Origin of the sequence: Cnuella takakiae (genome assembly GCF_001953305.1) — a bacterium.
Taxonomy (GTDB): domain Bacteria; phylum Bacteroidota; class Bacteroidia; order Chitinophagales; family Chitinophagaceae; genus Flavisolibacter; species Flavisolibacter takakiae.
The window spans coordinates 2,824,419-2,849,729 of the sequence record NZ_MTFE01000010.1; the positions used below are offsets into that span (position 1 = coordinate 2,824,419).

The following is a 25,311-nucleotide window of genomic DNA, read 5'->3' on the forward strand; positions in this document are numbered from 1 at the left end:
ATTTTTCCAACTAGGCGCGGCTGGCATTTACCCTTTCCGTGGCTCTTTTATTATTTTTCACACCCTCGCCGCCATTCCTGCCCTAATTTTGCGGCAGCATTTCAAACAAGCACAGATGATTTTACCTATTGTGGCCTATGGGCACCCTGTACTGCGCAAAGTGGCCCGTGATATAGACAACAGCTACCCCGACCTCGACAAACTGATTGCCGATATGTGGGAAACTATGTATGGTTCTAATGGTGTAGGCCTGGCTGCCCCGCAAATCAACCGCGATATCCGCCTTTTTGTGGTGGACAGCGCCCAGATCTTCGAACACATGGATGAAGAAGAACGCAAAGAGGAAGACTACCCCGATGCACCCGGCGTAAAGCAGGTATTTATCAATGCACATATTGTGGAAGAAGCCGGCGACGACTGGGCTTATAACGAAGGCTGCCTGTCCATTCCCAAGATCAGGGAAGATGTGTACCGCGCCGAGGAAGTGACGCTGCGCTACATGGACGAGCAGTTCAACGAGCACGAACAAACCTTTTCCGGCATCACAGCCCGCGTGATCCTCCACGAATACGACCACATTGATGGCAAGCTCTTTATCGACCACCTCACTCCGCTGAAGCGCAAGCTGATGAAGCGCAAACTGGACGATATCACCAAGGGCAATATCCGCGTAGATTACAAAATGTTGTTCCCTAAGTAATGCGGCAACTCTTCACCCTTACTTTCCTGCTCATTGCCGTGGCTAACCTGCATGCGCAAAAGGATTCCGCCGATGCGGAAGCCCTGCGCCGTATGGTGAACCTGAGCGAGGTGGTAATCCGCTCCGACCTCAACGTGCCGCGTTTTTTGCAGCAAGTAAAATACGATACCAGCTTTTACAAGGCCTTTAAAAACCTGCGGGTCCTTTCGTTTACCTCCCTCAACGATATCCGGATGATGGATAAAAGGGGAAAGGTGAACGCATCGCTGCAAAGCCGTACCCGCCAGAAAAGAGCGGGCAACTGCCGCACCATGGATGTGTTGCAGGAAACTACCACGGGTGATATCCGCGACGGAAGCGGCGACTGGAATTACTATACCGCCGAACTCTATGCAGGCCTGTTTTTTACCAATGGGCAGGTGTGCAACGAAAGCAACGTAGTGGCAGGCACACAGCGCAAGGTGCGGGAAACAAAGGGTTTGGAAAAACACAAGGAACAGTTGAAGATGATGTTTTTCAACCCCGGGAAGAAGATCCCGGGTATTCCTTTTATCGGCAACAAGCTTGATGTGTTTGACCCCGAAGTGGCCCGCCTGTACGACTTCAATATTGACGTGGAAGACTACCGCGAGGTGCCCTGTTATAAGTTTTCCATTGTGCGCAAAGCCGACCTTTCTTCAGGCGAACGCGACAAGATAGTGTACGATAACATCACCACCTGGTTCGACGCCAGGAACCTCTCCATCCTGGGCCGCAACTACGACCTCAGTTATAATGCCGGCGTGTATGATTTCGATGTGAACATGGAAGTGCAGATGACGCAATTTAACGGCATGCTGGTCCCCCAGTTGATCCGGTACAATGGGAACTGGGATGTAGCTTTCAAAAAAAGGGAGAAGGGGATATTTACGGCAACCTTGTTTGATTTTGCAAAATGATACTGTGAGTAGGGCTACTTTTTTACAAGCTGTAATGCCGAGTTGCTTAATACATGAGCGGCCAAAGCTGCTCACAGACGCACCGTCATTGCGAAGCGCTGGTGGTGGCTCCAATTACGCAACACCTTGCAGCGCTGAAGCAATCTCCACCACAATTAGGTGCTAAATCGTGCTGCTTTTGGTGTCTTACAGCGGCTGGAGATTGCTTCAGCGCCGCTAAACCTTGGTATCCCTGATCACTGCTGGCGCTTCGCAATGACGGAGCACCGAATTTCATTTACTCCTTTTGGGCCGCCGAATTCTTTACCTGATCAGCACCACATTCCCTTTTAACTGCACTTTTTTACCCGCCTGATCTACGGCATCAACAAAGTACAGGTAGTTGCCGCTCGGCTGCGGCAGTCCCTTATAGCGGCCATCCCAGCCCTGACCCGGATCATTGGTTATAAAAACCGGCTGTCCCCAGCGGTTGAACACCTGCATCCGAAAGCTTTGTAGTCCATGCGGGTTCTTTACCCTGAATACGTCATTTAGCCCATCGGCATTTGGAGTAAAGGCATTGGGGAGTAGCAGGGCACAGTTGCCGGCAGTTACAATAATTTCATCGCTGGTGCTGCCGCAACTATTGGAAAGGGTAACCCAATAAGTACCCGGGATTTGCACCCGGTAGGTAGAGGTGGAGGCGCCGTCCTGCCAGCGGTAACTATCTGCAGTTGCCGAAGGACTCAAAACAAGTGTTTGGCCGGCACAAAGCAGGGTATCCTGCCCAAGGCTGAACTGCGGCAGTGCCCCATACTGAATATCGATGGTATCGGAACGGGTACAACCGTCCGTTGCTGCCTGTAACCAATAGGTCCCGCTGCTATTTATCCTGATACTATTTTCCAAAGACCCATCCTGCCATTTGAAACTGCTAAAACCTTCGGGTGCCAGAAGGCTGAGTTCCTGACCTTCACATATTAGTGTGTCATTTCCCAAAAACAGTGTAGGTGCTGCTGTCCAGTTGATGCGGATGCTGTCCTGCACCGTGCAGCCATCCCCGCTAAACTGTACTTTGTAAAGCCCCGGTGCGGTGGCTGTGAATTGCGGTGCTGTGCTGCCATCCTGCCAACGGTAACTGCCCGCAAGGTTGCCAGCACTAAGGGTTAGCAGGGTGCCCGTGCAAACCGTAGTGTCACGACCCAAATCAATGGCAGCACCGGTGCGGAATGCTACCCTGATGGTGTCGGTTTGGGTACACTGGCCATTGTTGATCCGCAGCCAAAATAAACCGCTGTTTTTTGCCCAAATGGCCGGGCCAATGCTGCCATCACTCCATAGGTACAGGGCATTGGTGACAGGTGCGGATAATTGCAGCGAGTCGCCGGGGCAAAGTGTTGTGTCCCCTCCAAGGGAAAAAGGCGCCTGGCTCAGGTAGTCCACCTTTATGGTATCGGAAAGCGTACAGCCTTCAAAACTTACCTGGCCCCAATACACACCGGGGCTTCTTACCTGAAATATTTGTTGTTTGGATCCATCCTGCCAGTTGTATACTACCGGGCTGATGGTGGTGTTGGCCGCAGGTTCCAGGGTTAAGGTGAGCTCCTGTCCCTGGCAAAGCGTGGTGTCTTTTCCAAAATGGGCAAGCGGCGGTTGTTTGTAAAAAACACATACCGAATCTATTACCTGGCAGCCATTGTCATCAATGGCCGATAGCATTTGTTTGCCACCGGGCCGGGGCACCGGTCGCAGGGAACTGGTATCCCCATCCTGCCACAGCACATTGCGGAAGTTTGCCGGGATTTTGAGTGCATAGAGGTTGTTGGCGCAAACCGTTGTGTCTTTGCCCAGGTTTACGGTTTTGCCTGCCGGCAGTACTTCGGTGAAACCATAAGCTTCGGGTTTTGTAAAACCTGCAGGGCCAGCCAGTACTTTGTACAGCCCGCGTTGGGCAACGGTGATGGTTCGGCCGGTGGCGCCATTACTCCATCGGTATTCGGAAAAACCCGCAGGAGCCGTAAGGGTTACCATGCCATTGCAAAACGGAACCAGTTCGGGCATGGCCAGCCGGGTAATGGGGTTTTCGGCCGTCTGCTGTTGTCCATAATCATTAATAAGGTTTGGGAAATGATCGAGGTAAGAAGTGTTGACCACATTTTCTTCTACGGTACAGGCATTACGCGGCTGGTTGGGAAAGCGGATGCGGTACAGGCTGGATTGGGTCAACCCGCCATCGCGGTACAGCAACCTGCCGGCCAGGTAGATACTGCCATCCGGGGCCCTTGCCATTTGGGTATTGATCTGTGCTTCGCCGCTGCCTTCAAATACGGTGAAGGGCTTTTGGGTCAAATCATTTGTATCCAGGTCAAATTGGAAAACCCGGCTCAAATAACCGCAGGCAACGGTTTCGGAACTGCCCACATATAGCTTGCTATTGTCGGGTGAAAAGCAGACGCTTCCCGGCTGTCCCGGGATGGCGGTACTGCGATAATTGGAAAGGGCACCGGTGGCTTTGTCAAAATCATACAACTCCAACAGGTTGCCGGCCTGCGATGTGGCGGCGATCAGGTTGCCGTTTGGGCTGGCGTTTATTTCACCGATGCTGGCTTTGTAATCTCCGGTAAACACGGGACCAATATTGCTCACTACAGCCTGCTGAATGCCGGTGGAAGTGACGAGGTAACTTAAAAAAGCATTGCTGCCCCAGGCATGTGCCACCAGCCAGGTATCCTTACCATTGGCATGTTTTACCAAGGCAATACGGTCTACCAGGTTGCCGGCAAGCAACACGTTTTGCCTGATGATACGACCCCTGCCGCCATTTGCCGTCCTATCGAGGATGGAATAACGCAGGCCGCCTGTAGCGCTGTTCGATTGCCCATAAAGGGAGCACCGGGTTTGGAGCCCCGACTGGCGAGCCAGCAACAGACCAGTTTCAGGGAAGGTATGGAACAGGTAAAACCGGTTGCTGCCATCGGGAATGGGCACTACCTGTATGGCATACCGGTTTTCGCTGCAGGAAACCAAGGGTAAATTTTCAAGCAGTTGGTACTCGCTGTTGTACACATACCGTGAAGTAACGGTAAACAATTCTTTGCCACTTTGCGGATCACTGTAGGTAACACCGCCGCCTACATACTTGATTGGATCGTCCGGGTGAACGGGTGTTGAAAAAGTTTGGGGGCCAGCAGGGGTGAAGCGTACGCCCAGCGGCAGCCCCGGCCAAACCGACCATTCTTTTTGTGCCTGCAGGTGCAGGCAGCAAAGGATCATACTTGCAAGCAAAAAAAATGCGGACTTCATGGGCCTTATAAATGTACCCAAACAAGTCCGCATTGAAAATGTTTGTCAAGTGAAGCTGCAAGCTTTTAGCTACAAGCTGCAAGTAAATGATTGAGGTTGCTTAACCGGCAACCGGCAACCAGCCTCCTGCATTCCGCCTCAATCTTCCGTTTTCCCCTTGAGTACAAACTTTGAATAGCCACGCCATTTCTCGATAACGGTATCAATGTCGGTAGGTACGGCCGCTTCAAAATGGAGGTGCTCGCCGGTGGAGGGGTGTACAAAACCCAAGGTGCGGGCATGAAGCGCCTGCCGGGGGCAAATGGCAAAGCAGTTGTCCACGAACTGTTTGTACTTGGTATAAATGGTTCCTTTCACAATGCGGTCGCCGCCGTAAAAATCATCATTGAACAGGGGATGCCCGATAGATTTCATGTGGACCCTGATCTGGTGGGTACGGCCGGTTTCCAGCACACACTGCACCAGGGTAACATAATTCATACGCTCCAAAACGGTGTAGTGTGTAATGGCATCTTTACCGTATTCGCCATCGGGATAGGCTTCAAAGAGTTTGCGGAACCGCTGATTGCGGCCTACATGTGCCCGGATGGTGCCCTGGTCTTCGGCAACATCACCCCATACAAGGGCCAGGTACTGCCGCTTTACGGTGTGGTCGAAAAACTGCTTGGCCAGGTGACTCATGGCCTTGTCGGTTTTAGCCAATACCAGCAAGCCGCTGGTGTTTTTATCAATGCGGTGCACCAGTCCAAAGCGGGGGAGGGTCTCTTCGCTGATGCCGGGATTCTTTTGCTGCAGGTAATAAGCCACGCCATTGAGCAGGGTGCCGCTGTAGTTGCCGCTGCCGGGGTGCACCACCATGCCCGCTGGCTTGTTGATCACCATTACGTGATCATCTTCGTACACGATGTTGAGGTCCATCTTTTCGGGCACCACATCGGTGCTTTCCGGCGAGGTATCGCTGAACACCACGATCTGGTCAAAAGGCTTGACCTTATAATTCTGCTTTACGGGTTTGTCGTTCACCAGCACCATGCCGTTGTTGATGGCTTGTTGCAGTTTGTTGCGGGTAGCACCTTCAATGCGGTTCATCAGGAACTTATCGATGCGATAGGGTTCCTGGCCTTTATCGGTAACAAAGGAAAAGCGTTGGTAGAGTTCGTCGCCACCTTCTGTAGGTTCGGACAAAGCGTCCAGTTCTTCACGGGCCATAGGGTGCAAAATTAGGTGTTAGCGGCAAAGTGGATAAATTTGCGTCCCATGAGCAAAGCATCCGTCATTTACCGCAACCTGGGCCGGCTGGATTATAAAACCGCCTGGGACCTCCAGGAAACTCTTTTGCAACAGGGTGTTGCCGCCAAACAGGAAGGACGTACCGAAGGCATTGCCAACTATTTTTTAATGGTGGAGCACCCGCCGGTATACACTTTGGGCAAGAGCGGCAAGATGGAGCATGTGCTGATCTCCGAAGAAGAACGGGAAGAGAAAGGCATTGAATTTTTCAAGATCAACAGGGGCGGGGATATTACTTTTCATGGTCCCGGCCAGATCGTGGGTTATCCCATCCTAGACCTGGAGCAGTTTTATACTGATATCGGCCGCTACTTGCGTGAGCTGGAAGAAGTCATCATCCGCACCCTGGCCGATTATGGCATAGCTGCAGGCCGCTCGGCAGGCGAAACCGGTGTTTGGATCGAACCCGATGTGCCCGGCCGCGAACGGAAGATCTGCGCCATGGGGGTGCGCTGCAGCCGCTGGATCACCATGCACGGCTTTGCCTTCAACATCAATACCGACCTGAATTATTTCAACTATATCGTGCCCTGCGGCATCCAGAATAAAAGTGTGACTTCCCTACAACAGGAACTGGGCAGGGAAGTACCGGTGGCGGAAGTGCAGGAGAAATTGCTGGGGCATTTTGCAGCCGTGTTCGGGGCTGCTATTGTGTGAGGATTGGTGCTCACAGATAGCACGGATTACACGGATGGATGTAGAAATTTTGTAGAAGGTGTTTGATCCTGAAAGACGACGGACCACAGACGACAGACAACACTAGGAAACCTCGTTGCCTGTCGTCTGTGGTCCGTCGTCATATTATATAAGCCACACTGCACTAAAAAAATACCATCCGTGTCATCTGTGGCATCTGTGAGAACTAAACTAAAAATCCCTTGCCAGGTAAAACCTATTTTCCTCTACCAACTTATCCTCGTTAAACAACTCAAAGCGGAACCAGCCGGCATGCATGAAGTTGGCTTTGTCCAAAGTGAGTGCCGTTTCTTTTACCTGCTTTAATTCAAAGAGCAGGCTGCCATCGGCATCATAAAACTTGATGCGGTATTTCTTCTGCTCCGCATCGGGGAGGTTTACAAATACATAGCCTTCCTTATTGGTGTATACATAAACAGAAGGCACGTACTCGGGTTTTTTAATGGCGGCTGCCGCACTGTCCCTTCCAGTGGGGTTGGCGGATGTTGCGGGTGCGCCTGCATCGGGTAGGTTAACCTTTTGAGCGTTGGCAGTATCCTGTATTGGTTTGCGTGCCGGCGAAAAGATGAACTGGCTGCCATCGAGCATGATGAAGAGCCGGTAAAACATATGATCGTTGGGCGCCTTGGTATCAACAAAGCCGTTTTGCACGGCCTGCGGATCGGCAACGCTCAGGATGGTTTTATAAACCCCCAGGCTGTCGAAGGCACGCTGGATGGAGATTTGCTTGACTACGGGGTAGGCGTTTACCCACCCGATCACAATGCGGTTGTTGCCTACATTGCGTACCGAAAAGCGGGGCAGGGTATCCTGGCTCAAGGCACTGAAAGCAATACTTAAAACGAAAAGGGAGAGGAGCAACTTTTTCATGAGCACAATAGCCTGTGGGTATGCGGGCAAAGATACAGGCATCCTGTTTTTTCTTAATAAATAAGCGTGCCTGCAGGTAGCGAACGATTGCCCTGCAAGCCACCGGTATGTACCAGCAGAATGTTGCTGTTTTCAGGGAAATACTGCTGCAACCATAATTGCTGAAAAGCATAAAACATTTTGCCGGTGTACACAAAGTCGGAGGGGACGCCGGTAAGTTGGTACCAATCGTTCATGAATCGGATAAGTTCGGGTTTGTGTTTGGCATAACCTCCAAAATGAAATTCATGATTAATCTGCCAATTGTTTTTCCCGGTAGGTGGCAGCATGTTGTGTACTGCCGCTTCCAGTTCCAAATTATCTTTTAATGAACTTATGCCCAAGACCTGTTGCTGGGATTTGGAAGCTTGTATCAAGCCTGCCAGTGTTGTGCCTGTACCTACTGCTGAAAGAATATGGGTAAAGTTGTCAATTGGCAGGTTATTCATCATTTCTATAATCCCTGTTGTGCCCGCTGTGCCCATGCCGCCTTCACCTATTACGTAAATTGAACCAACAGGATATTGTTTATACAGTTCTTCCGGAATGGTCTTTTCCCGGTAGCTGGTTCTGTTTATAAAATGAAGCTCCATGCCCAAAGCTTGTGCATCCAAAAGTGTAGGCGACCATTGCTCCGGTGCTTCGCCGCGAATGATGCCAACAGATTGCAAACCGGCAGTGGCACAAGCTGCAGCAGTAGCAACGATGTGGTTGGAGTAAGCACCACCATAAGTGAGGATTGTTCGCTTGCCTGCAGCAGCAGCCTGTGCCAGGTGGCCCTGGAGTTTGTACCATTTGTTACCCGAAACAACGGGATGCACCGCATCAAGCCGGAGCACAGCAACCTTGTTGTTAAAGGTGGGCAGGTACTGTAATGTTGGTGAGGCTATAGGTGGTCCGGAATTTATAGAAGCAGACATGCCAATTGATAAGTGGCGAATTTATTTATTTTCGTCTCCAATTATAAAAAACGATATGAAACCTACACTCCTGATAATGGCCGCCGGTATGGCATCGCGTTATGGCAGTATGAAACAAATCCAACAGTTTGGTCCCAGCGGCGAAACAATCATGGACTATTCTATTTACGACGCCATCAAGGCCGGTTTTGAAAAAGTGGTGTTCATCATCCGCGAAGATTTTGCCGATGATTTCAAAGCCATCTTCGAACCCAAGCTTAAAGGCCGCATTCAAACCGAGTATGTATACCAGGCCATGGATGCATTTACCGAAGGCCATGTAGCACCTGAAGGCCGCACCAAGCCCTGGGGTACCTCGCATGCTATTCTTTGCGCCAGCCCTGTGGTGAAAGAAAATTTCTGCGTGATCAATGCGGATGATTTTTATGGTGAAGATGCATTTAAAAAAGCCTACGATTTCCTGGTGGATGGCTGCAACGACCAGACCTTTGCGCTGGTAGGTTATCAACTGGAAAATACCCTTTCTGAAAATGGTTCGGTAAGCCGTGGTGTGTGCCAGGTAGATGAAAACAATAACCTGGTTCAGATCAACGAGCGTTTGAAAGTGTACCAGGAAGGCGACCAGATTGTTTATGAAGAGGAAGACGGCAGCAAGCATCCCATTGGTGATGAGTCGAAAGCTTCGATGAACTTCTGGTGTTTCTCACCTGCACTGTTCCCCTTCCTGCAGGATGAGTTCCGCAAGTTTTTGAGGGAAAGCGGTAATGAACTCAAAACTGAATTCCTTATTCCCTATTCTGCCGACCAGTATGTAAAGCAGGGTAAAGGAGTAATCAAGGTATTACCTACCGCAGCACAGTGGTTTGGTGTAACCTATAAAGAAGATGCACCCGTGGTAAAGCAAAAGCTGGATGCATTAGTGGATGGTGGAAAATATCCGCAGAGCCTCTGGTAACCCCCTGTCCCCCTATAGGGGGAACTTAGGCCGGAAACCCTGATTAGGTAGGAAATACCATTGTAAAAAAGGTATAAATGAACAGCGCCCCTCTGCATCAGAGGGGCGCTGTTTTTTATCGTTACGTTTGACCTAAGTTCCCCCTATAGGGGGACAGGGGGTGTGAGCAGGGTGTTTTAATTCACCTTCACCATATACACATAATCAGTAATCTTCTTCACCTGCTGTATGCGGTCTACACCTTTGAGGCTGCTTTTTGCAGGCAACTTTGTTTTGGCGTAAGCCGTATCCTGTTTCAGGGAGTCGAGGGCCTGGTGAATATATTTGGCCTGGGTGGCAAATACAACACCTTCGGCAGTTGTTTGCTTGGCGCTCAGCATACCCACTACTTCACCATTGCGGTTGATGATGGGGCCACCGCTGTTGCCGGGGTTGGCGGCAATGGCAATCTGGTAGGAGAGGGTATCGCCATCATATCCTGTTTTTGCCGATAGGTAGCCTTCGCCATAAACTATTTCATTGCGGGGATAACCCAGGGTATATACCGGTTCAGCCAGTTCGCCCGATGACCTGCGGATGGCGTAGGGCAGGGAAGCAGGTGCTTCAAAACTGCTGTCTGTGATCTTCAGGATGGCGAGGTCGCGGGCCAGGTCCATATACACCACGCGGGCAGCCAGTTCTTTACCTGCACTGTTTTGCACCACCACGCTGCTGGCTTTATTTACCACATGTGCATTGGTTAATAAAAGTCCTTTGGTGGACAACAAAAAGCCGGTACCGCCTTTTTTATAAATAATGGTAGTAGGTGTGCTGACGGTAGTTTTAACCTGATCAATCTCTTTATCGAGTTCGCGGTTTTTGCGGTTCAGTTCTTCAATCTTCCTGCTCAGTTGGGCAATGTCCTTAGCTGGTGCTTTTGACGACAGCGACCATACCAGGCTGCTGATGGTAATAGTAGTGATACCGGCTATAGAAGCCGCAATTAGCGCAGTGCGCTTGAATTTATTTACCAGGTACACCACCTTGGCCTTGCCTTTCAGTCTGGGGGATTCAATGATACCCTGCTCGCCAAGGTCGATATGAATATCATTCAGTTTGGCCTTGAACTGCCGCACTTCGTCGTGATGCGTCAATTGATGTATAAAGTAGGTATGCTCTACTACCAACTGGTCGATTTCCGTATTGGTTTTGCGCAGTTGCTCAAAATGCACCCGTTCATCAGGGCTCATCTGCCCGTTGATGTACCGTTCTACCGCCTCAAGTAATTTAATGTCGTCCATCTCAGGTTTGGCTATTGTATTGGCTAAAAAACAATTTCTTCAGGCGCACCAGGCATTTGTATTTCTGGTTTTTTGCATTCTCGGCATTGGTATATCCAAAGCTGAGCGCAATATCCTGCATGTTGCGCTTTTGCAGGTAGAAAGCTTCCAGCAGGCTTTTGCAGGGCTCACCCAGGCTGTTGATGGCTTTTTCCATCATCGAGAATTCTGTGTTGAGTCGTTCCTGTTCTTCTACTTCTTCTTCTACATGGGCCAGTTCCACTTCGCTGTCTTCGGCAATCATAAAGCGGTTTTGCTGCAACAGCCTTTTGAGCCAAAGCCTCCGGCAAATAGAGTAGATATAGGTGCGCAACTGGCACTGTAGGGTGAAGCTTTCCTGTTTGGCCTTTTCAAACAAAACGATCATGGCCTCCTGGAAAATATCTTTAGCATCTTCTGCAGTGCCGTTGTTTTTTACCACCAGCGCCTGAACCAGGTTATAGTTCTCGCGGTAGATGGTTTCTATGGCCTTCCGGTCGTTCTTTGCCAGTCCCCTCAACAATAAGGTCTCATTGTCTGCTTTCAACGTGCACTATTTAATACCAAAATTTAAAAATAGTAACCCTCAGCCCGGCAGAAAAAATTTTTTAAAAAATGCGGGTTACCTTTTTTCATTACGGGTATAAATGCCTGTAGTCACCCCAAAAACAAACCAATATGAAAAAGATTTTAAGCGTTTTGGCCCTGGCCGTAATATTCACAGCATGTGGCAATAGCGGCGACTCTACCGAATCTGTACAGGATTCAGTAATGGAAACCATCGACTCTGCTAAAGATGCGCGTGTTGATTCCATCGAAGAAACTACCGATAGCGTTAAAAACAGGCTGGAGGATACATTTGAAAAAACCGACTCCGCCAATGCTACAACTGCTGATTCTGCCACTGCTCAATAAGCGGGTATGAAAAAGCTGACGCCTTTTGCACTGGTACTGTTGCTGGCTGCCTGCGGACCTGAAGGAAGGGATGTAGAGCAAAAAGTAGACAAAGTGCTTCAGAAAGTTGAAGACAAAACCGAAGTGCTGGCAGACTCTGCCAAAGAAAAGTATAAAGATGTACGGGATCACCTGGATACGGCACTGGATGCCGACCGGAATGATACCACAGAATAAACGACTTAATTTTTTTACAACAAATCCTTAAAACACGACACATGAAAAAGTTCTTTGCAATCGCAGCCATCGCTGGTGTACTGGTAGCTTGTGGTAACAACGCTGAAAACGGTGCTTCTGCTGATTCTACTGCCCTGACTGTAGACACTGCTACCGTTACTCCTGACACTGCCAGCATGGGTGCTACTATGGACACCGCCGCTGGTACCATGGGTATGGACACCGCTACTACCGGTACCACTACCACTGACAGCGCTTCTGCCCAGTAATCAATGGATTACACCTCTATTTTGAGGTCATGATATTTTATGGCAAGCATTCTTTAGTGCGTCTCCCCGTTCCCGGGGAGACTTTTATTTTTATCCCACCTGATTTGTAACCCCCTCACGGGTGTTACCTTTGCGCAAAATTTCGTAATGACAACTTTTGAATCGCTTGGATTAAGCGAAGAGCTGCTTCGGGCAGTAACTGAACTCGGATACATCAACCCTACCCCTATACAAGAACAGGCCGTTCCTGTTCTGCTTTCCGGTACCAAAGATTTTATTGGCCTTGCACAAACCGGCACGGGTAAAACCGCGGCCTTTGGTTTGCCCCTGCTGCAACTCATCCAGGCCGACCAGCGTTACCCGCAGGCCCTGGTGATTTGCCCCACCCGCGAACTCTGCCTCCAGATTGTAAAAGAACTGGAACTATTTAAGAAGTACCAGCCTGCTATGCATGTAGTTGCGGTATATGGTGGATCTTCTATTTCGATGCAGATCCGCGACCTGCGCCGTGGCGTACAGATCGTAGTGGCCACACCCGGCCGCCTTATTGACCTGATTGAGCGGAAGGCCATCAACCTCGAGCAAATTAAATATGTTGTACTGGACGAAGCCGATGAGATGTTGAACATGGGCTTCCAGGAAGATATCGAGGCCATCCTCAAAAACACGCCTGAGCGCGACAGCACCTGGTTGTTTTCTGCTACCATGCCGCCGGCCATCCGCCAGGTGAGCAAGCGCTATATGGACAACCCCGCTGAAGTAACCGTAGGTAAGGTAAACGCTGCCAACAAGAGCATCGACCACCAGTACTTTATTACCCAGGCCATGCACCGCTACGAAACCCTGAAGCGTTTGATCGACTTCAATCCCGGTATGTATGGTATCATCTTTACCCGCACCAAATTGGATGCGCAGGATATTGCCGAGAAGCTGACCCGCGAGGGATATGATATTGAAGCCCTGCATGGCGACCTGAGCCAGGAGCAGCGCACCAAGGTGATGAACAAGTTTCGCGACAAAACCCTGCAGCTGCTCATCGCTACGGATGTGGCCGCACGTGGTATCGACGTTTCGGGCATCACCCACGTAATCAACTACGAGCTGCCCGACGATGTGGAAGTGTACACCCACCGCAGTGGCCGTACCGGCCGTGCCGGTAAGACGGGTATCTGCATGAGCATCATCCACCAGCGCGAATCTTTCCGCCTGAAGCAAATTGAGCGCATCATACAGGTGCCCATGCACAAGCTGGAAATTCCCAATGGTAAGGATGTTTGCCGCAAGCAGTTCAACCACTTTATGGACCGCCTGCTGGCTACCGATATCAGCCATGGCGATTATGAAACCTACCTGCCCCTGCTGATCGAAAAGTTTGCTGATGTAAGCAAAGAGGATGTACTGAAAATGGTAGCTGCACAGGAGTTTGACCGCTTCCTGAAGTACTATGAAAACTCTGAAGACCTTAACATCCGCAGCCGCGATCCGCGCGACAGGAGAGAAGGCATTTCCGTTGACCGCCGCCGTGGCGAAGATGGTGGTGCTCCCCGAGAACGCAAGCAGTTTGGTGGCAGTGGCAACTATACCCGCCTTTTTGTAAACCTGGGTACCAAGGATGGCTTTTTCAAAGCCTCTTTCCTCCAGTTTATCCTCGACCTGAGCGACCTCCGCAAGGATGCCCTCGGCCGCATTGATATGAAAGAAATGAACAGCTGGGTAGAAGTAGACCCCAAAGCCGCCGATCAGATGATCCGCAGCATTGATGGTAAAAACTTCCATGGTCGTAAGATTCGTATGAACCCCGCTGATTCTGCGCCTCCAAGGAGAAAATAGTTTGAGGTTTTTAGTTTATAGTTTTTTGTTCAAAGCCGGGCCTAGTGTCCGGCTTTGCTTTTTTGTAAGCAGCAAGTAAAGTGGTTAGTGCCACCTTTTGTCCTCATAGTTAGTTGTATAATGAAAATTATCACTGAAACTACAGGGTATGTCATGCCGAACTTGTTGCGGCATCTACTTTCGTTCTCGGAGTTTACGAATGAAGTAGGGGGTGCCGAAGCAAGTCCGGCATGACAACCATAAAGTACGCGCAACCCTCCTCATTCTGTAGTGATGTTGGAAGTCTAAAGTTCAAAGTCATATTCAGCTTTCCCAACATTGAACTTTCAACTTAGTACTCTTAACTCATCACTCATCACTCATCACTCCTCACTCATCTTCTAAATTTTCCTATAAAAATTTTGGTGGTTTATTGAACGTCCTTTAATTTCGAAGCCATGTTATTGACGAAAGCTTATTACTGGTTTTATTTTAGCTTCTTTAGCAAAGAGGCCGGGAAGCTTTTGTTCTAACTAAACCACAAGAAATAAAAAGAACAACATAGAATCCCGGCCTAACATAGGCCGGGATTTTTTTTAGGCACAAAGCCACATAGCAAGATGATGAACAGGGTATCAATCCAGGGTTTCGAAGGCAGTTTCCACCAGGTGGCTGCGCAACAGTTTTTCGGAAAAGACGTTGAAGTGATTCCCTGCGCCACCTTCCGCGAAGTGGTAAAGATTGCCGGCAACAAAAAGGAAAGCACCGGTGGCGTAATGGCCATTGAAAATTCCATTGCCGGCAGCATTTTGCCCAACTACAACCTGCTGCAAAAGAGCGGGCTCAAAGTGGTAGGGGAGATCTACCTCACCATCAAGCAAAACCTGCTGGTAAACCGCGGCGTGCAGCTGGAGGATATCCGCGAAGTGCATTCGCATCCCATGGCCATCCAGCAGTGTCTCGATTACCTGGACAAGTACCATTGGAAACTGGTGGAAACGGAAGATACCGCACTCAGTGCCAAGCATATTGCCAAAACCCGCAGCAAGCATATTGCGGCCATTGCCTCCAAACTGGCAGCCGACCTGTTCGACCTGGACATGATTGCGCCCAATATCCACACCATGAAGAAGAACTATACCCGCTTCCTGGTGGTGCAGCGCGAAGACATGGCCCTTCCGGTGATCGAGTCAGACAAGGCCTCCATTCATTTTCATACCGACCACTCGCAGGGTAGCCTGGCCCGGGTGCTCACGGCCATTGCCGGACAAGGCATTAACCTGAGCAAGCTGCAAAGCTTCCCCATACCCGGCACCGAATGGCGTTATGCCTTCCATGCGGACCTGGAGTTTGAATCGGCAGGACAGCTGGAGCAGGCACTGGATGAAATCAGGCCGCTAACCGCAGCCTTGGATGTGTACGGTGTTTACAAAAAAGGAAAAACCATTTAACGGAATACGACCATGCAGATAGCAGTAGCCAATAGGTTGAATGGCATCGGCGAATATTATTTTTCGCAAAAGCTGAAGCAGATTGAAGAACTGAACAAGACCGGCAACCCGGTACTTAACCTGGGCATCGGCAGCCCCGACCTGCCACCGCATCCCGATGTGATCCGCGTGTTGCAGGAAGAAGCCGCCAAACCCAACACCCATGCCTACCAGAGCTATATCGGTTCGCCTGTATTGCGCAAGGCTGCTGCCGACTGGTATGCTACCTGGTACGGTGTTACCCTCGACCCCGCCAAAGAGGTACTGCCCCTGATCGGCTCCAAGGAAGGCATCATGCACATCTGCATGACCTACCTTAACGAAGGGGATTATGCCCTTATTCCCAACCCTGGTTATCCCACTTACCGCAGCGTGGTGCAATTGGCTGGCGGCAAATGCCTGGAGTACGAGCTCAAAGCCGAAAACAACTATTTCCCCGACTTCGAGGCTTTGGAACAACAGGTCCAGGCAATAAATAAGCAGCAGGGTGCTTCCAACTCCCTCCCCACCGGGGAGGGACGGGGAGGGGCTGTTAAGCTGATGTGGGTAAACTACCCGCACATGCCCACCGGTACATTGGGTACACCGGAACTGTTTGCCCAACTCATCGCTTTTGGCAAAAAACATAATATCCTCATCTGCCACGACAACCCGTACAGCTTTATCCTCAACGACCAGCCTGCAAGCATGCTGGCTATTGAAGGAGCAAAGGATGTGGTACTGGAACTGAACTCGCTTTCCAAGTCGCAGAATATGGCGGGCTGGCGGGTAGGTTTCCTGATGGGAGCAGCTGATCGGATCAATGAAGTGTTGCGCTTCAAGAGCAACATGGACAGCGGCATGTTCCTGCCACTGCAACTGGCGGCAGCCAAAGCGCTGAGCCTCGATGCAAGCTGGTACGATTCGGTGAACCAGCACTACCGCGAACGCAGGGTTAAAGCCTTTGAACTCCTTGACCTGCTGGGATGTACCTACTCCAAAGAACAGGTAGGGATGTTTCTTTGGGCACAAATACCCGAAGGCTATGCCGACGGCTTTGCGCTCAGCGATGAAGTGCTGGAAGGTGCCCGTGTGTTCATTACCCCCGGCGGCATCTTTGGCAGTGCAGGCAATGGTTTTATCCGGGTCAGCCTGTGCAGCCCCATTGATAAACTGGATGCGGCCATACAGCGCATCAAAGAAAGCAGGAGCGTGGCAGTATGAAAGCGGCAGTAATTGGCATTGGATTGATCGGTGGTTCGATGGCCCTGGCTTTAAAAGAAAAGGGACTGATTGAAAAAGCGATCGGTGTAGACAACAATGTAACCCATACCACCAAGGCCCTGGAGTTGGGTTTGGTAGATGACATAAATAGCCTCGAGCAAGCAGTACAGGAAAGTGATTTGGTGATTTTGGCTGTACCGGTACATGCCATTTCAGGGTTGCTACCCCGGGTGCTTGATCTGGTGGACAGGCAGGTGGTGATGGATGTGGGCTCAACAAAGGCCGCCATGCTGGAAGTGATTGCCAGCCATCCCAAACGCAGCCGTTTTGTAGCCTCTCATCCGATGTGGGGTACAGAGTACAGCGGTCCCGAAGCAGCCGTAAAAGACGCTTTTGCAGGCCGCGCTACCGTGATCTGCAACCGCGAAGAATCGGATAAAGATGCGGTAACACTGGTGGAAGATCTTTACACGACCTTGGGCATGCACCTAGTGTATATGGATGCCGCAGCCCACGATGTGCACGTGGCCTATGTCAGCCATATTTCGCATATCACCTCTTTTGCCCTCGCCAATACGGTGCTGGAAAAAGAGCGGGAAGAGGACGCAATTTTCGAGTTGGCTTCTGCTGGTTTTGCCTCCACGGTGCGCCTGGCAAAAAGCAACCCCGAAACATGGGCCAGCATCTTTATGGAAAACCGGGAGAATGTTTTGGACGTGCTCAACGAGCATATCAGCCAGCTGCGCAAGTTCAAAGCATGCCTCGAAAAAGAGAATATTGAGTACCTGGCCGAATTGATGGCCAATGCGAACAAAATAAAAAGAATTTTAAAGTAAGCTGTCAGCTATTAGCTGTTGGCTGTTAGCTAAGAAAAGCCAACAGCCAACAGCTAAAGGCCAAAAGCTTGCTCAACAACTTATAAACCTACAAACATGCAAACAGCAACCGCCCCGCAAACCCGCTCCGTTGAGGAGGTTTGGAAAAAGCGTCCCCTGATCATCTCGGGACCCTGCAGCGCAGAAACCGAAGAGCAGGTATTGGCCACCGCCACCCGCCTGGCTGCTACCGGCAAGGTAGACGTGCTCCGCTCCGGTATCTGGAAACCCCGCACCCGTCCCGGTTCTTTCGAAGGCATTGGCACAAAGGGTCTGCCCTGGCTGCAAGCCGCCAAAAAGGCTACCGGCCTGCTCACCGCAGTGGAAGTGGCTACCGCCAAGCAGGTGGAAGACGCTCTTCATTTTGATGTGGACATCCTTTGGATTGGTGCCCGCACTACCGTAAACCCCTTCAGCGTGCAGGAAGTGGCCGATGCGCTAAAAGGAGCCAAGGTGCCCGTGCTGATTAAAAACCCCATCAACCCTGACCTCGAGCTGTGGATCGGTGCCGTTGAGCGTGTGGCTAAAGCCGGTATTAAAGACATTGGACTGATCCACCGTGGCTTCTCTTCCTACGGCAACAGCGAATACCGCAATGCCCCCATGTGGCACCTGGCCATCGAGATGAAGCGCCGCAACCCCGAGCTGCTCATCATCAACGACCCTTCGCATATTTGCGGTCGTCGCGACATCCTGCAGGACGTTGCCCAGAAAGCCATTGACCTCGACTTCGACGGCCTGATCATCGAAAGCCATATCGACCCGGATAATGCATGGAGCGATGCCAAACAACAGGTAACCCCCGAGCGTCTTGCTGAAATGCTGGATAGCATTACCTGGCGCCGTGAGGACGTGGCTTCGGAAGAATACCACGCTGCCCTCGAAAAATTGCGTGCCCAGATCGACCACCTGGATGACGAGCTGATGCAGATCCTCAGCCAGCGCATGAAAGTGGCCGAGAAGATCGGTACTTATAAAAAAGAGAACAACATCACCGTATTGCAAACCAACCGCTGGAACGAGATCCTGCAGCGTGCCACCGCCAAGGGCGAGAAGCTGGGCCTGAGCGCCGACTTCATCACCCGCTATTTCGACGCGGTACACCTGGAGAGCATCAACCACCAGACCAAGGTGCTGAACTCCTAGGTTCAGTTTGCAGGTTTGTAGGTTTGTTTTTTAGAATAGCTCTTGGCTTTTGGCTATTAGCTGTTAGCTTCTCCCTGCTAACAGCTAATAGCTAATAGCTAACAGCTTATTTTAAACCTCTTTTATATACTAACGCCCCTCAATGCCCGAAAAGAAGATCCAGTTCAGCAGGCAAAAGGTTTCTTACTTCTTTGAAGCCTCCATCAGCCAGCTGAAGGAAATAGTACCACAGAAGAAGACCATCATCATTACCGACCAGCACCTTTTTGATCTGCATCAAAAGAAGTTCAAGGGTTTCCAGACCATTGTACTTAAGCCAGGCGAGCAGTACAAGGTGCAGGCAACAGTAGACGCTGTCATCGAGCAACTGATCGCCCTCAAGGCCGACCGCCAGAGTTTCCTGGTGGGTGTGGGCGGCGGTGTTATTACTGACCTCACCGGATACATTGCTTCCGTATTTATGCGCGGCATTGGTTTTGGCTTTGTGCCTACCACCTTATTGGCCATGGTGGATGCATCAATTGGTGGCAAGAATGGTATTGATGTAGGTGCTTACAAGAACATGGTGGGTACCATCAACCAACCGCGTTTCCTGTTGTACGACGCATCCCTGCTCAAGACCTTACCTGATGGCGAGTGGCGCAATGGTTTTGCAGAAATCATCAAGCACGCAGCTATTAAGGATGTATCAATGTTCCGGCAGCTTGAAGCTGCCAGTCTCAAGCATTTTCAAAAGAACAAGGCTGCGTTGGAAGCACTCATCCGCCGCAATGCCCTGATCAAATCAAAAGTGGTGCAGGAAGACGAATTTGAAAAAGGCGAACGCCGCCTGCTCAACTTTGGTCATACTTTGGCCCATGCCATCGAAACGCCTTACAACCTGCCACATGGTCATGCCGTGAGCATCGGTATGAGCTTCGCCGCCCATCTTTCCGAAGAGCTGCTTGGATTCAATGGTTTTGTACGCCTTCAGCAACTGATCCAGCAGTATGGATTACCTACTGAAATTATTTTCGACCGTCAGCAAACCTTCGAGCTGCTCACCAGCGACAAGAAGAAGGACGGCGACCATATGAATTTTGTTTTGCTCAGTAAAGTAGGCAAGGCACTGGTAGAAAAAATCCCGCTTCAAACTATTTACAACTATCTCTGATGATTGCAACGGTTCAACCCTCCAGCATAAAAGGCACCATCACCGCGCCTGCATCCAAGAGCGCCATGCAGCGTGCCTGCGCGGCCGCACTGGTGCGCAAAGGCATTTCGGTACTGCACAATCCCGGTGTTTCCAACGATGACAAAGCGGCACTCAATATCATCCAGCAACTGGGTGCAACGGTACAACAAGCAGGTGAAACAATTGTAGTGGAAAGCGGCGGTGTGGCTCCTGTTGCCGACACCATCGACTGCCACGAAAGCGGTCTTTCCATTCGCATGTTTACTTCTGTTGCCGCATTGGCTTCCCGCAAAATATCGGTTGTTGGTTCCGGCAGTCTTGCAAAAAGACCCATGAACTTCTTCGATGAAGTGCTGCCTCAACTGGAAGTGGAGATCAATAGCAGGGAAGGTTACCTGCCGCTGGAGATCACCGGTCCTTTGCAACCCCGCAACATTACCGTAGATGGTTCGCTGTCTTCGCAATACCTCACCGGTTTGCTCTTTGCCTATGCCGCTGCCGGTGCATCTGATGTAGGCATCCATGTTACCAACCTCAATAGCCGTCCTTATGTCGACCTGACTTTGGAAGTGCTGAAATCATTTGGTTTACCCGTACCGGAAAACCGCAACTATGAAACTTTTTATTTTCCGCCGCTTGCAGCTACTGCGCCTGCGGAAAAGATCGACTATACCGTTGAAGGCGACTGGAGCGGTGGCGCTTTCCTGTTGGTAGGTGCCGCCATTGCAGGTGATGTGGTGGTAAAAGGACTGGACCTGCAATCTGCACAGGCCGACAAAGCCGTGATGCAGGCCCTGATGAGTGCCAGTGCTTTGATGAGCGTGGAAGTGGACCAAATCCATATCCGCCAATCCAAACTCAAAGCATTCCAGTTTGATGCTACCGACTGCCCCGACCTGTTTCCGCCATTGGTTGCCCTTGCTTCTTATTGCGAAGGCACTACAGTGATACAGGGCACTACGCGCCTTACGCATAAAGAAAGCAACCGGGCGCTCACTTTGCAGGAAGAGTTTGGTAAAATGGGTATCGAGATCAATTTGCAGGACGACCTGATGATCATTAAAGGTGGTACAGGCATTACCAACACCGAAGTTTCTTCGCATAACGATCACCGTATAGCCATGGCAGCTGCTGTTGCAGCGCTCAAGGGCGAAGGCACCATGACCATCAGCGGTGCCGAAGCGGTTAATAAATCCTATCCCCAGTTCTGGAGCCATATCGCGCAATTGGGTGCAAGCGTAACAACAACAGATGCTGTTTTGAACCACTAAGAAACGAAGTAAAGAAGGGTACACAAAGAGGAAAAGTTTGTTTATGACATGCGCTCATTATATAGCAAGTCTTTTAAATCCAGCTTAGTGCTCCTTTTTTCTTTTGCGTCTTTGTGGTTTTTAAAAAATAATCTATGAACTCTTTCGGCCGACTTTTTCGCGTAAGCATATTTGGAGAATCGCATGGACCTGCGGTAGGCATTATCATCGATGGTTGCCCTGCCGGTATCGATCTCGCTCCTGAAGATTTTACCACCGATATTGAACGCCGCAAGGGCGGTACGCAAAAAGGCACTACACCCCGCCAGGAAGCCGACCTGCCCATTTTTCAAAGTGGTGTGTTCAAGGGTAAAACCACTGGCGCTCCGCTAACCGTCTTGTTTGAAAACAATAATACTCGCTCTGGCGATTACGAAAAGCAACGGTCTTTTCCACGTCCCGGTCATGCCGACTTTGTTGCCAGCAAAAAATTTGGCGGCTATGAAGATTTTCGCGGTGGCGGTCACTTTAGTGGCCGGCTTACAGTATGCCTGGTTGCCGCAGGTGTGGTGGCAAAAAAGGTGCTGGGTGCTGTTGATGTAAAAGCTTCCATCCTCGAAATAGGTGGTGAGCAGGACCTGGAGAAAGGGCTGCAGAAAGCTATTGATGCAAAAGATTCTGTTGGTGGTATTGTTGAATGCGTGGTAAGCGGGCTGCCTATCGGACTTGGTGAGCCTTTCTTTGATTCTGTTGAATCAGTGATTGCACATGCAGCCTTTGCCATACCTGCGGTAAAAGGCATCGAATTTGGTGCGGGCTTCCTGGCAGCCAAGATGTTTGGTGTGTCGCACAACGATACTTTGCTGGATATGGAAGGTCATACCGAAAGCAATAATGCAGGGGGGGTAGTGGGTGGCATCAGCAATGGCAATAAACTGGTTTTCCGGGTTGCTATAAAGCCCACATCTTCTACACCTAAAGAACAGGAATCCTTGAACTGGGAAACTGGTGAAGTGGAGAAGTTTTCCATCAAGGGCCGTCATGATCTTTGTATTGCGCTGCGTGTACCGCCTGTATTGGAAGCTGTTGCTGCCATGGCCATGGCCGACCTGATGTTGCTGGAAGGTGTTCGGCCTAGGGTTGTTCAATAGGAAAAATCATTTTCAATTCAATGATCTCATACCAACGCAAAAAACAGTGGCAGAAAATATTGCCACTATTTGAGACTGTCATGCCGAACTTGTTTCGGCACCTCCTCTGATACTGAGGCATGTGACAGAATATAGAAAAGGATGCTGATCCGCCGCGGCGGAAGTCATTACAGCCCACTGTGTCGTTTATGAATTTTGTTTTGAATGATTTGAATCCCTATTAACCCACGGTTTTAACCGTGGGTTATTCATTTGCCGGCAAGGCGTGTAAACTGTATCAACGGTTTACGTGATTGCCTGCCATTGTTTTTGATTACTTTTCAATTACGCTATTATTCAAAATTCAATACATGCACAACTATATCGTTAACGCATCCATCCAGATCGTACCGCTTGCACAAGACCGGCATCCTTATGAATGGGTTGATGAAGCCATTACCATCATCCAGGCTTCAGGCATCAAGCATGAAGTGAGTGCATTTCAAACCGTGCTCGAAGGCACCTACAAGGAAGTGATGCAAGTAATTCATGATGTACAGGAGCACCTGTTTCAAAAAGGTTGTGCCGAATGGATCACGCAGGTGCAACTGCAGATAAGAACAAATGGCGATATTACTGCTGATGACAAAACGGCAAAGTATCAATCCGTCAGTTTAGCCAGCTGACCAAAGGAAAGATCCAGTACTGGAAAAGTTTTACCAGACCAGCTATAGTGCCACCACTCTGTTGCTAATGATGTAAAGCCATGTTCCTCCATGGCTTTTTTCAATAAGTTCCTGTTGGCCTGCTGCTGCGCATTCAGCCCTTTAAACCCATGATGGGCACTGTCTGTAAAATTATCGAAACCGGTGCCCATGTCTAATTCCTGCCCTGTATCGAGAATATAAAGCGTTAGGTCTACCGCAATACCCCTGTTGTGCCCTGATCCTTTTGCAGGGTTGGCTACATAACGTTCATCTGGTACCAAGCCCCACATCTTTTTACTTATGGTGTAAGGCCGGTATGCATCCCAAATAATAATGCCGTAACCCTGTTGCTTTAAGGTTGCAGCAATTGCCAGCAATGCCTTTGCTGCAGGCATACGCAGGTAAGTATTATGGTGTTTGGGATACAGCCTTTGCCCAGTAAAATTATTGTTGCCAGCATAAACTGGTTGGTACATGATACCATCATAAGTTCCAATCGGCACCATCTTACCCACACTATCAGCCAGTACCATGCGCTTATAAACTTTGTATTTATCCACAACCAGCAGCTTTGTGCCTTGTGCAAAGGTTAAAAATGGTGCGATTATTGTTAAGAGTGCACCACATATAAAGCCAACACTGCCCTTGTTCATGTGTGTAAGTTAAGTGTTGAATGAATAGTGTTGCGGACTGCGGTTAACAGTATATAACTGCCAATGGCATACGCTACACTAAAGGAAAATGATAAGGGTTTTTGCATACCGCTTTGTCTTAATGTGCAGATTATTTCCTGTAGCCATGAAATGGTCTTAGCTTAGGTAAGCGGGTTTAAAAGGAGCCCCTGGTTTACGCCGGTGGGTTATTTTAACACCTAAAAGCTGGCTGGCTGGGCATAAGGGCTTAAGTTTGCACCCTTTCAACGAGACGAACCTCCGGCAGGAGGATATGGTAAATATTGCCGGAGCAGGGTAATAAAGAGCGGAAGACTGAGTGAGGAAGGAATTTGTTCAACGCAAATTAACCCCAATCGTATGAAGACATTTTTTAGGTTCTTTTTGATGGTGCTGCTGGTGCTGGTCACGCGTGTGCAGGCACAAGAGCCTGCAGCATCAGCAATGCCTGAAATAAAAACATTCTTCGGTATGGCATCTTACTATGCCGAAAAGTTTAAGGGTCGTAAAACCGCTAATGGCGATGTGTATGATCCGGGCAACCTAACGGCAGCTTGCAATGTGTTACCCCTTGGCACCTGGATAAGGGTCACCAACCTTAAAAACCAGAAAGTGGTAGTGGTGCGTACCAACGATCGGTTACACCCTAAAATGAACCGTCTGGTAGACCTGAGCGGTACTGCTGCCAAGATTTTAGGTTATGCGAATGCAGGACTTACCCGTGTGAAGGTAGAAGTGCTGGGCAGAAAGTCTCCCGCCGACAATTAATCTTTTTTCGATATTTGCGTCAGGTTCACATGATCCCAACAACCAACACACCACGCAAATGAAATCTTCCCTTTTATTGTTTTGCTGTCTGCTGGGCAGCTTTTTTCAGGTAAAAGCCCAGGAAACTACAACTGCAGCCCCTTCCATCAGGCCCGCAAATTTTGGCTTTGGTATTTCCCTTTTTGATTTTACCACCGCTTCCCGCATCCGCCAGAATTCTCTTTCCTCCATCATCAATAGTAAACAAGGCGCAAAAATAGATGACATGGCTCCGGGTGTTTCTATTTCCTATGTTAAAGGCATACAGCCCCGCCTTGACTTTGCGGCTTCCTTTTCTTATGCATCCGGAAGGGTGTACCTGCAACAAAGTCCAAACACGGCACGCAGCAGCAGCTTTGTTGTTGCCGATGCATCAGTGCAAGCCAAACTGCTGCCCGAAGGATTCTTTATGAACCCTTTTGTTAGTGGTGGCGTAGGTGTTACGGTAACGCAGGGTTATTATGGCGCCATCCTGCCTTTGGGTGCAGGCTTCAGGTTCCAGATCACCGATGAAGCCGCTATTACCCTTCAGTCGCAATACCGTGTTGCCGTTACCGAAAGTGCCGGTTACCATTTTGTACATGGTATCAGCATTTTTGGCAAGCTATAAATGAAGTCCCCATCATAAACAAACAGGCCCGTTCAAGTGAACGGGCCTGTT

At 49.9% G+C, this 25,311-nt stretch carries 25 protein-coding genes; 18 read left to right on the plus strand and 7 right to left on the minus strand.

Going from position 1 to position 25,311, the window contains the following annotated elements; translation table 11 throughout:
* Window positions 1-115: 115 nt before the first annotated feature.
* Both def and BUE76_RS12350 read left to right on the plus strand, forming a co-directional pair.
* Window positions 116-700: a peptide deformylase gene (gene def / locus BUE76_RS12345; RefSeq protein WP_073039986.1), complete on the plus strand. Its 585-nt coding sequence runs from the start codon at window positions 116-118 to the stop codon at window positions 698-700.
* Complete coding sequence (locus BUE76_RS12350; RefSeq protein ID WP_073039984.1) at window positions 700-1,638, plus strand: hypothetical protein; 939 nt, start codon at window positions 700-702, stop codon at window positions 1,636-1,638. Before def ends, BUE76_RS12350 begins: the two co-directional genes overlap by 1 nt.
* 303 nt (window positions 1,639-1,941) lie before the next feature.
* On the opposite strand, the gene BUE76_RS12355 is transcribed toward BUE76_RS12350, so the two are convergent.
* Window positions 1,942-4,920: a T9SS type B sorting domain-containing protein gene (locus BUE76_RS12355; protein WP_073039982.1), complete on the minus strand. Its 2,979-nt coding sequence runs from the start codon at window positions 4,918-4,920 to the stop codon at window positions 1,942-1,944.
* 138 nt (window positions 4,921-5,058) lie between these two features.
* Window positions 5,059-6,129: an RluA family pseudouridine synthase gene (locus BUE76_RS12360; RefSeq protein WP_073039980.1), complete on the minus strand. Its 1,071-nt coding sequence runs from the start codon at window positions 6,127-6,129 to the stop codon at window positions 5,059-5,061.
* Window positions 6,130-6,177: 48 nt separating this feature from the next.
* Between BUE76_RS12360 and lipB the strand changes: the two genes are divergently transcribed.
* Window positions 6,178-6,867 (plus strand): lipoyl(octanoyl) transferase LipB, encoded by a 690-nt coding sequence (gene lipB, locus BUE76_RS12365; protein ID WP_073039978.1) that lies wholly within the window; start codon window positions 6,178-6,180, stop codon window positions 6,865-6,867.
* A 210-nt stretch (window positions 6,868-7,077) separates the two neighbouring features.
* Here lipB and BUE76_RS12370 read toward each other — a convergent pair whose 3' ends face one another.
* Both BUE76_RS12370 and BUE76_RS12375 read right to left on the minus strand, forming a co-directional pair.
* The gene (locus BUE76_RS12370) at window positions 7,078-7,776 is read right to left on the minus strand and encodes a hypothetical protein (protein WP_143157194.1); all 699 of its coding nucleotides are present in this window, start codon (window positions 7,774-7,776) and stop codon (window positions 7,078-7,080) included.
* A gap of 53 nt (window positions 7,777-7,829) precedes the next feature.
* Window positions 7,830-8,735: a 1-aminocyclopropane-1-carboxylate deaminase/D-cysteine desulfhydrase gene (locus tag BUE76_RS12375; RefSeq protein WP_083596343.1), complete on the minus strand. Its 906-nt coding sequence runs from the start codon at window positions 8,733-8,735 to the stop codon at window positions 7,830-7,832.
* Between the two features lie 55 nt (window positions 8,736-8,790).
* On the opposite strand from BUE76_RS12375, the gene BUE76_RS12380 reads away from it, so the two are divergent.
* Window positions 8,791-9,690 carry a nucleotidyltransferase family protein gene (locus BUE76_RS12380; protein WP_073039972.1) on the plus strand — a complete coding sequence of 300 codons (900 nt, stop codon included), beginning with the start codon at window positions 8,791-8,793 and terminating at the stop codon, window positions 9,688-9,690.
* 176 nt (window positions 9,691-9,866) lie between these two features.
* On the opposite strand, the gene BUE76_RS12385 is transcribed toward BUE76_RS12380, so the two are convergent.
* Window positions 9,867-10,970, minus strand: coding sequence for a S1C family serine protease (locus BUE76_RS12385; RefSeq protein WP_073039970.1), 1,104 nt, complete (start codon window positions 10,968-10,970; stop codon window positions 9,867-9,869).
* 1 nt (window position 10,971) lies between these two features.
* A complete protein-coding gene (locus tag BUE76_RS12390; RefSeq protein ID WP_073039968.1) occupies window positions 10,972-11,535 on the minus strand; it encodes an RNA polymerase sigma factor in 564 nt (187 codons plus the stop codon).
* Window positions 11,536-11,666: 131 nt separating this feature from the next.
* Here BUE76_RS12390 and BUE76_RS12395 point away from each other — a divergent pair, with 131 nt between their 5' ends.
* The 12 genes from BUE76_RS12395 (at window position 11,667) to BUE76_RS12450 (ending at window position 23,151) form a co-directional block, all read left to right on the plus strand.
* Window positions 11,667-11,903 carry a putative periplasmic lipoprotein gene (locus BUE76_RS12395; protein WP_073039966.1) on the plus strand — a complete coding sequence of 79 codons (237 nt, stop codon included), beginning with the start codon at window positions 11,667-11,669 and terminating at the stop codon, window positions 11,901-11,903.
* A gap of 6 nt (window positions 11,904-11,909) precedes the next feature.
* On the plus strand, window positions 11,910-12,119 hold the full coding sequence (locus BUE76_RS12400) for a hypothetical protein (RefSeq protein WP_073039964.1): 210 nt from the start codon (window positions 11,910-11,912) through the stop codon (window positions 12,117-12,119).
* 41 nt (window positions 12,120-12,160) lie between these two features.
* Window positions 12,161-12,388, plus strand: coding sequence for a hypothetical protein (locus BUE76_RS12405; protein WP_073039962.1), 228 nt, complete (start codon window positions 12,161-12,163; stop codon window positions 12,386-12,388).
* A gap of 147 nt (window positions 12,389-12,535) precedes the next feature.
* On the plus strand, window positions 12,536-14,218 hold the full coding sequence (locus BUE76_RS12410; protein WP_073039960.1) for a DEAD/DEAH box helicase: 1,683 nt from the start codon (window positions 12,536-12,538) through the stop codon (window positions 14,216-14,218).
* A gap of 602 nt (window positions 14,219-14,820) precedes the next feature.
* Window positions 14,821-15,648, plus strand: coding sequence for a prephenate dehydratase (locus tag BUE76_RS12415; RefSeq protein WP_073040334.1), 828 nt, complete (start codon window positions 14,821-14,823; stop codon window positions 15,646-15,648).
* Window positions 15,649-15,660: 12 nt separating this feature from the next.
* Window positions 15,661-16,890, plus strand: a complete 1,230-nt coding sequence (locus BUE76_RS12420; RefSeq protein ID WP_073039958.1) for a pyridoxal phosphate-dependent aminotransferase — start codon at window positions 15,661-15,663, stop codon at window positions 16,888-16,890.
* Window positions 16,887-17,726 carry a prephenate dehydrogenase gene (locus BUE76_RS12425; protein ID WP_073039956.1) on the plus strand — a complete coding sequence of 280 codons (840 nt, stop codon included), beginning with the start codon at window positions 16,887-16,889 and terminating at the stop codon, window positions 17,724-17,726. The genes BUE76_RS12420 and BUE76_RS12425 overlap by 4 nt, the downstream gene beginning before the upstream one ends.
* 96 nt (window positions 17,727-17,822) lie before the next feature.
* Window positions 17,823-18,911 (plus strand): chorismate mutase, encoded by a 1,089-nt coding sequence (locus BUE76_RS12430; protein ID WP_073039954.1) that lies wholly within the window; start codon window positions 17,823-17,825, stop codon window positions 18,909-18,911.
* Between the two features lie 142 nt (window positions 18,912-19,053).
* Window positions 19,054-20,064: a 3-dehydroquinate synthase gene (gene aroB / locus BUE76_RS12435; protein ID WP_073039952.1), complete on the plus strand. Its 1,011-nt coding sequence runs from the start codon at window positions 19,054-19,056 to the stop codon at window positions 20,062-20,064.
* Window positions 20,064-21,356 carry a 3-phosphoshikimate 1-carboxyvinyltransferase gene (gene aroA / locus BUE76_RS12440; RefSeq protein ID WP_073039950.1) on the plus strand — a complete coding sequence of 431 codons (1,293 nt, stop codon included), beginning with the start codon at window positions 20,064-20,066 and terminating at the stop codon, window positions 21,354-21,356. The genes aroB and aroA overlap by 1 nt, the downstream gene beginning before the upstream one ends.
* A 134-nt stretch (window positions 21,357-21,490) precedes the next feature.
* Window positions 21,491-22,486: a chorismate synthase gene (locus BUE76_RS12445; protein ID WP_073039948.1), complete on the plus strand. Its 996-nt coding sequence runs from the start codon at window positions 21,491-21,493 to the stop codon at window positions 22,484-22,486.
* A gap of 350 nt (window positions 22,487-22,836) precedes the next feature.
* Window positions 22,837-23,151, plus strand: a complete 315-nt coding sequence (locus BUE76_RS12450) for a thiamine-binding protein (protein WP_073039946.1) — start codon at window positions 22,837-22,839, stop codon at window positions 23,149-23,151.
* Here BUE76_RS12450 and BUE76_RS12455 read toward each other — a convergent pair.
* Entirely contained in the window at window positions 23,127-23,732 is a 606-nt protein-coding gene (locus BUE76_RS12455) for a M15 family metallopeptidase (RefSeq protein WP_158069968.1), read from the minus strand. The two genes, BUE76_RS12450 and BUE76_RS12455, sit on opposite strands and share 25 nt — an antisense overlap.
* 471 nt (window positions 23,733-24,203) lie before the next feature.
* Between BUE76_RS12455 and BUE76_RS12460 the strand changes: the two genes are divergently transcribed.
* Both BUE76_RS12460 and BUE76_RS12465 read left to right on the plus strand, forming a co-directional pair.
* Window positions 24,204-24,611, plus strand: coding sequence for a septal ring lytic transglycosylase RlpA family protein (locus BUE76_RS12460; RefSeq protein ID WP_073039943.1), 408 nt, complete (start codon window positions 24,204-24,206; stop codon window positions 24,609-24,611).
* A gap of 58 nt (window positions 24,612-24,669) precedes the next feature.
* Entirely contained in the window at window positions 24,670-25,260 is a 591-nt protein-coding gene (locus BUE76_RS12465; RefSeq protein ID WP_073039941.1) for a hypothetical protein, read from the plus strand.
* Window positions 25,261-25,311: the final 51 nt, after the last annotated feature.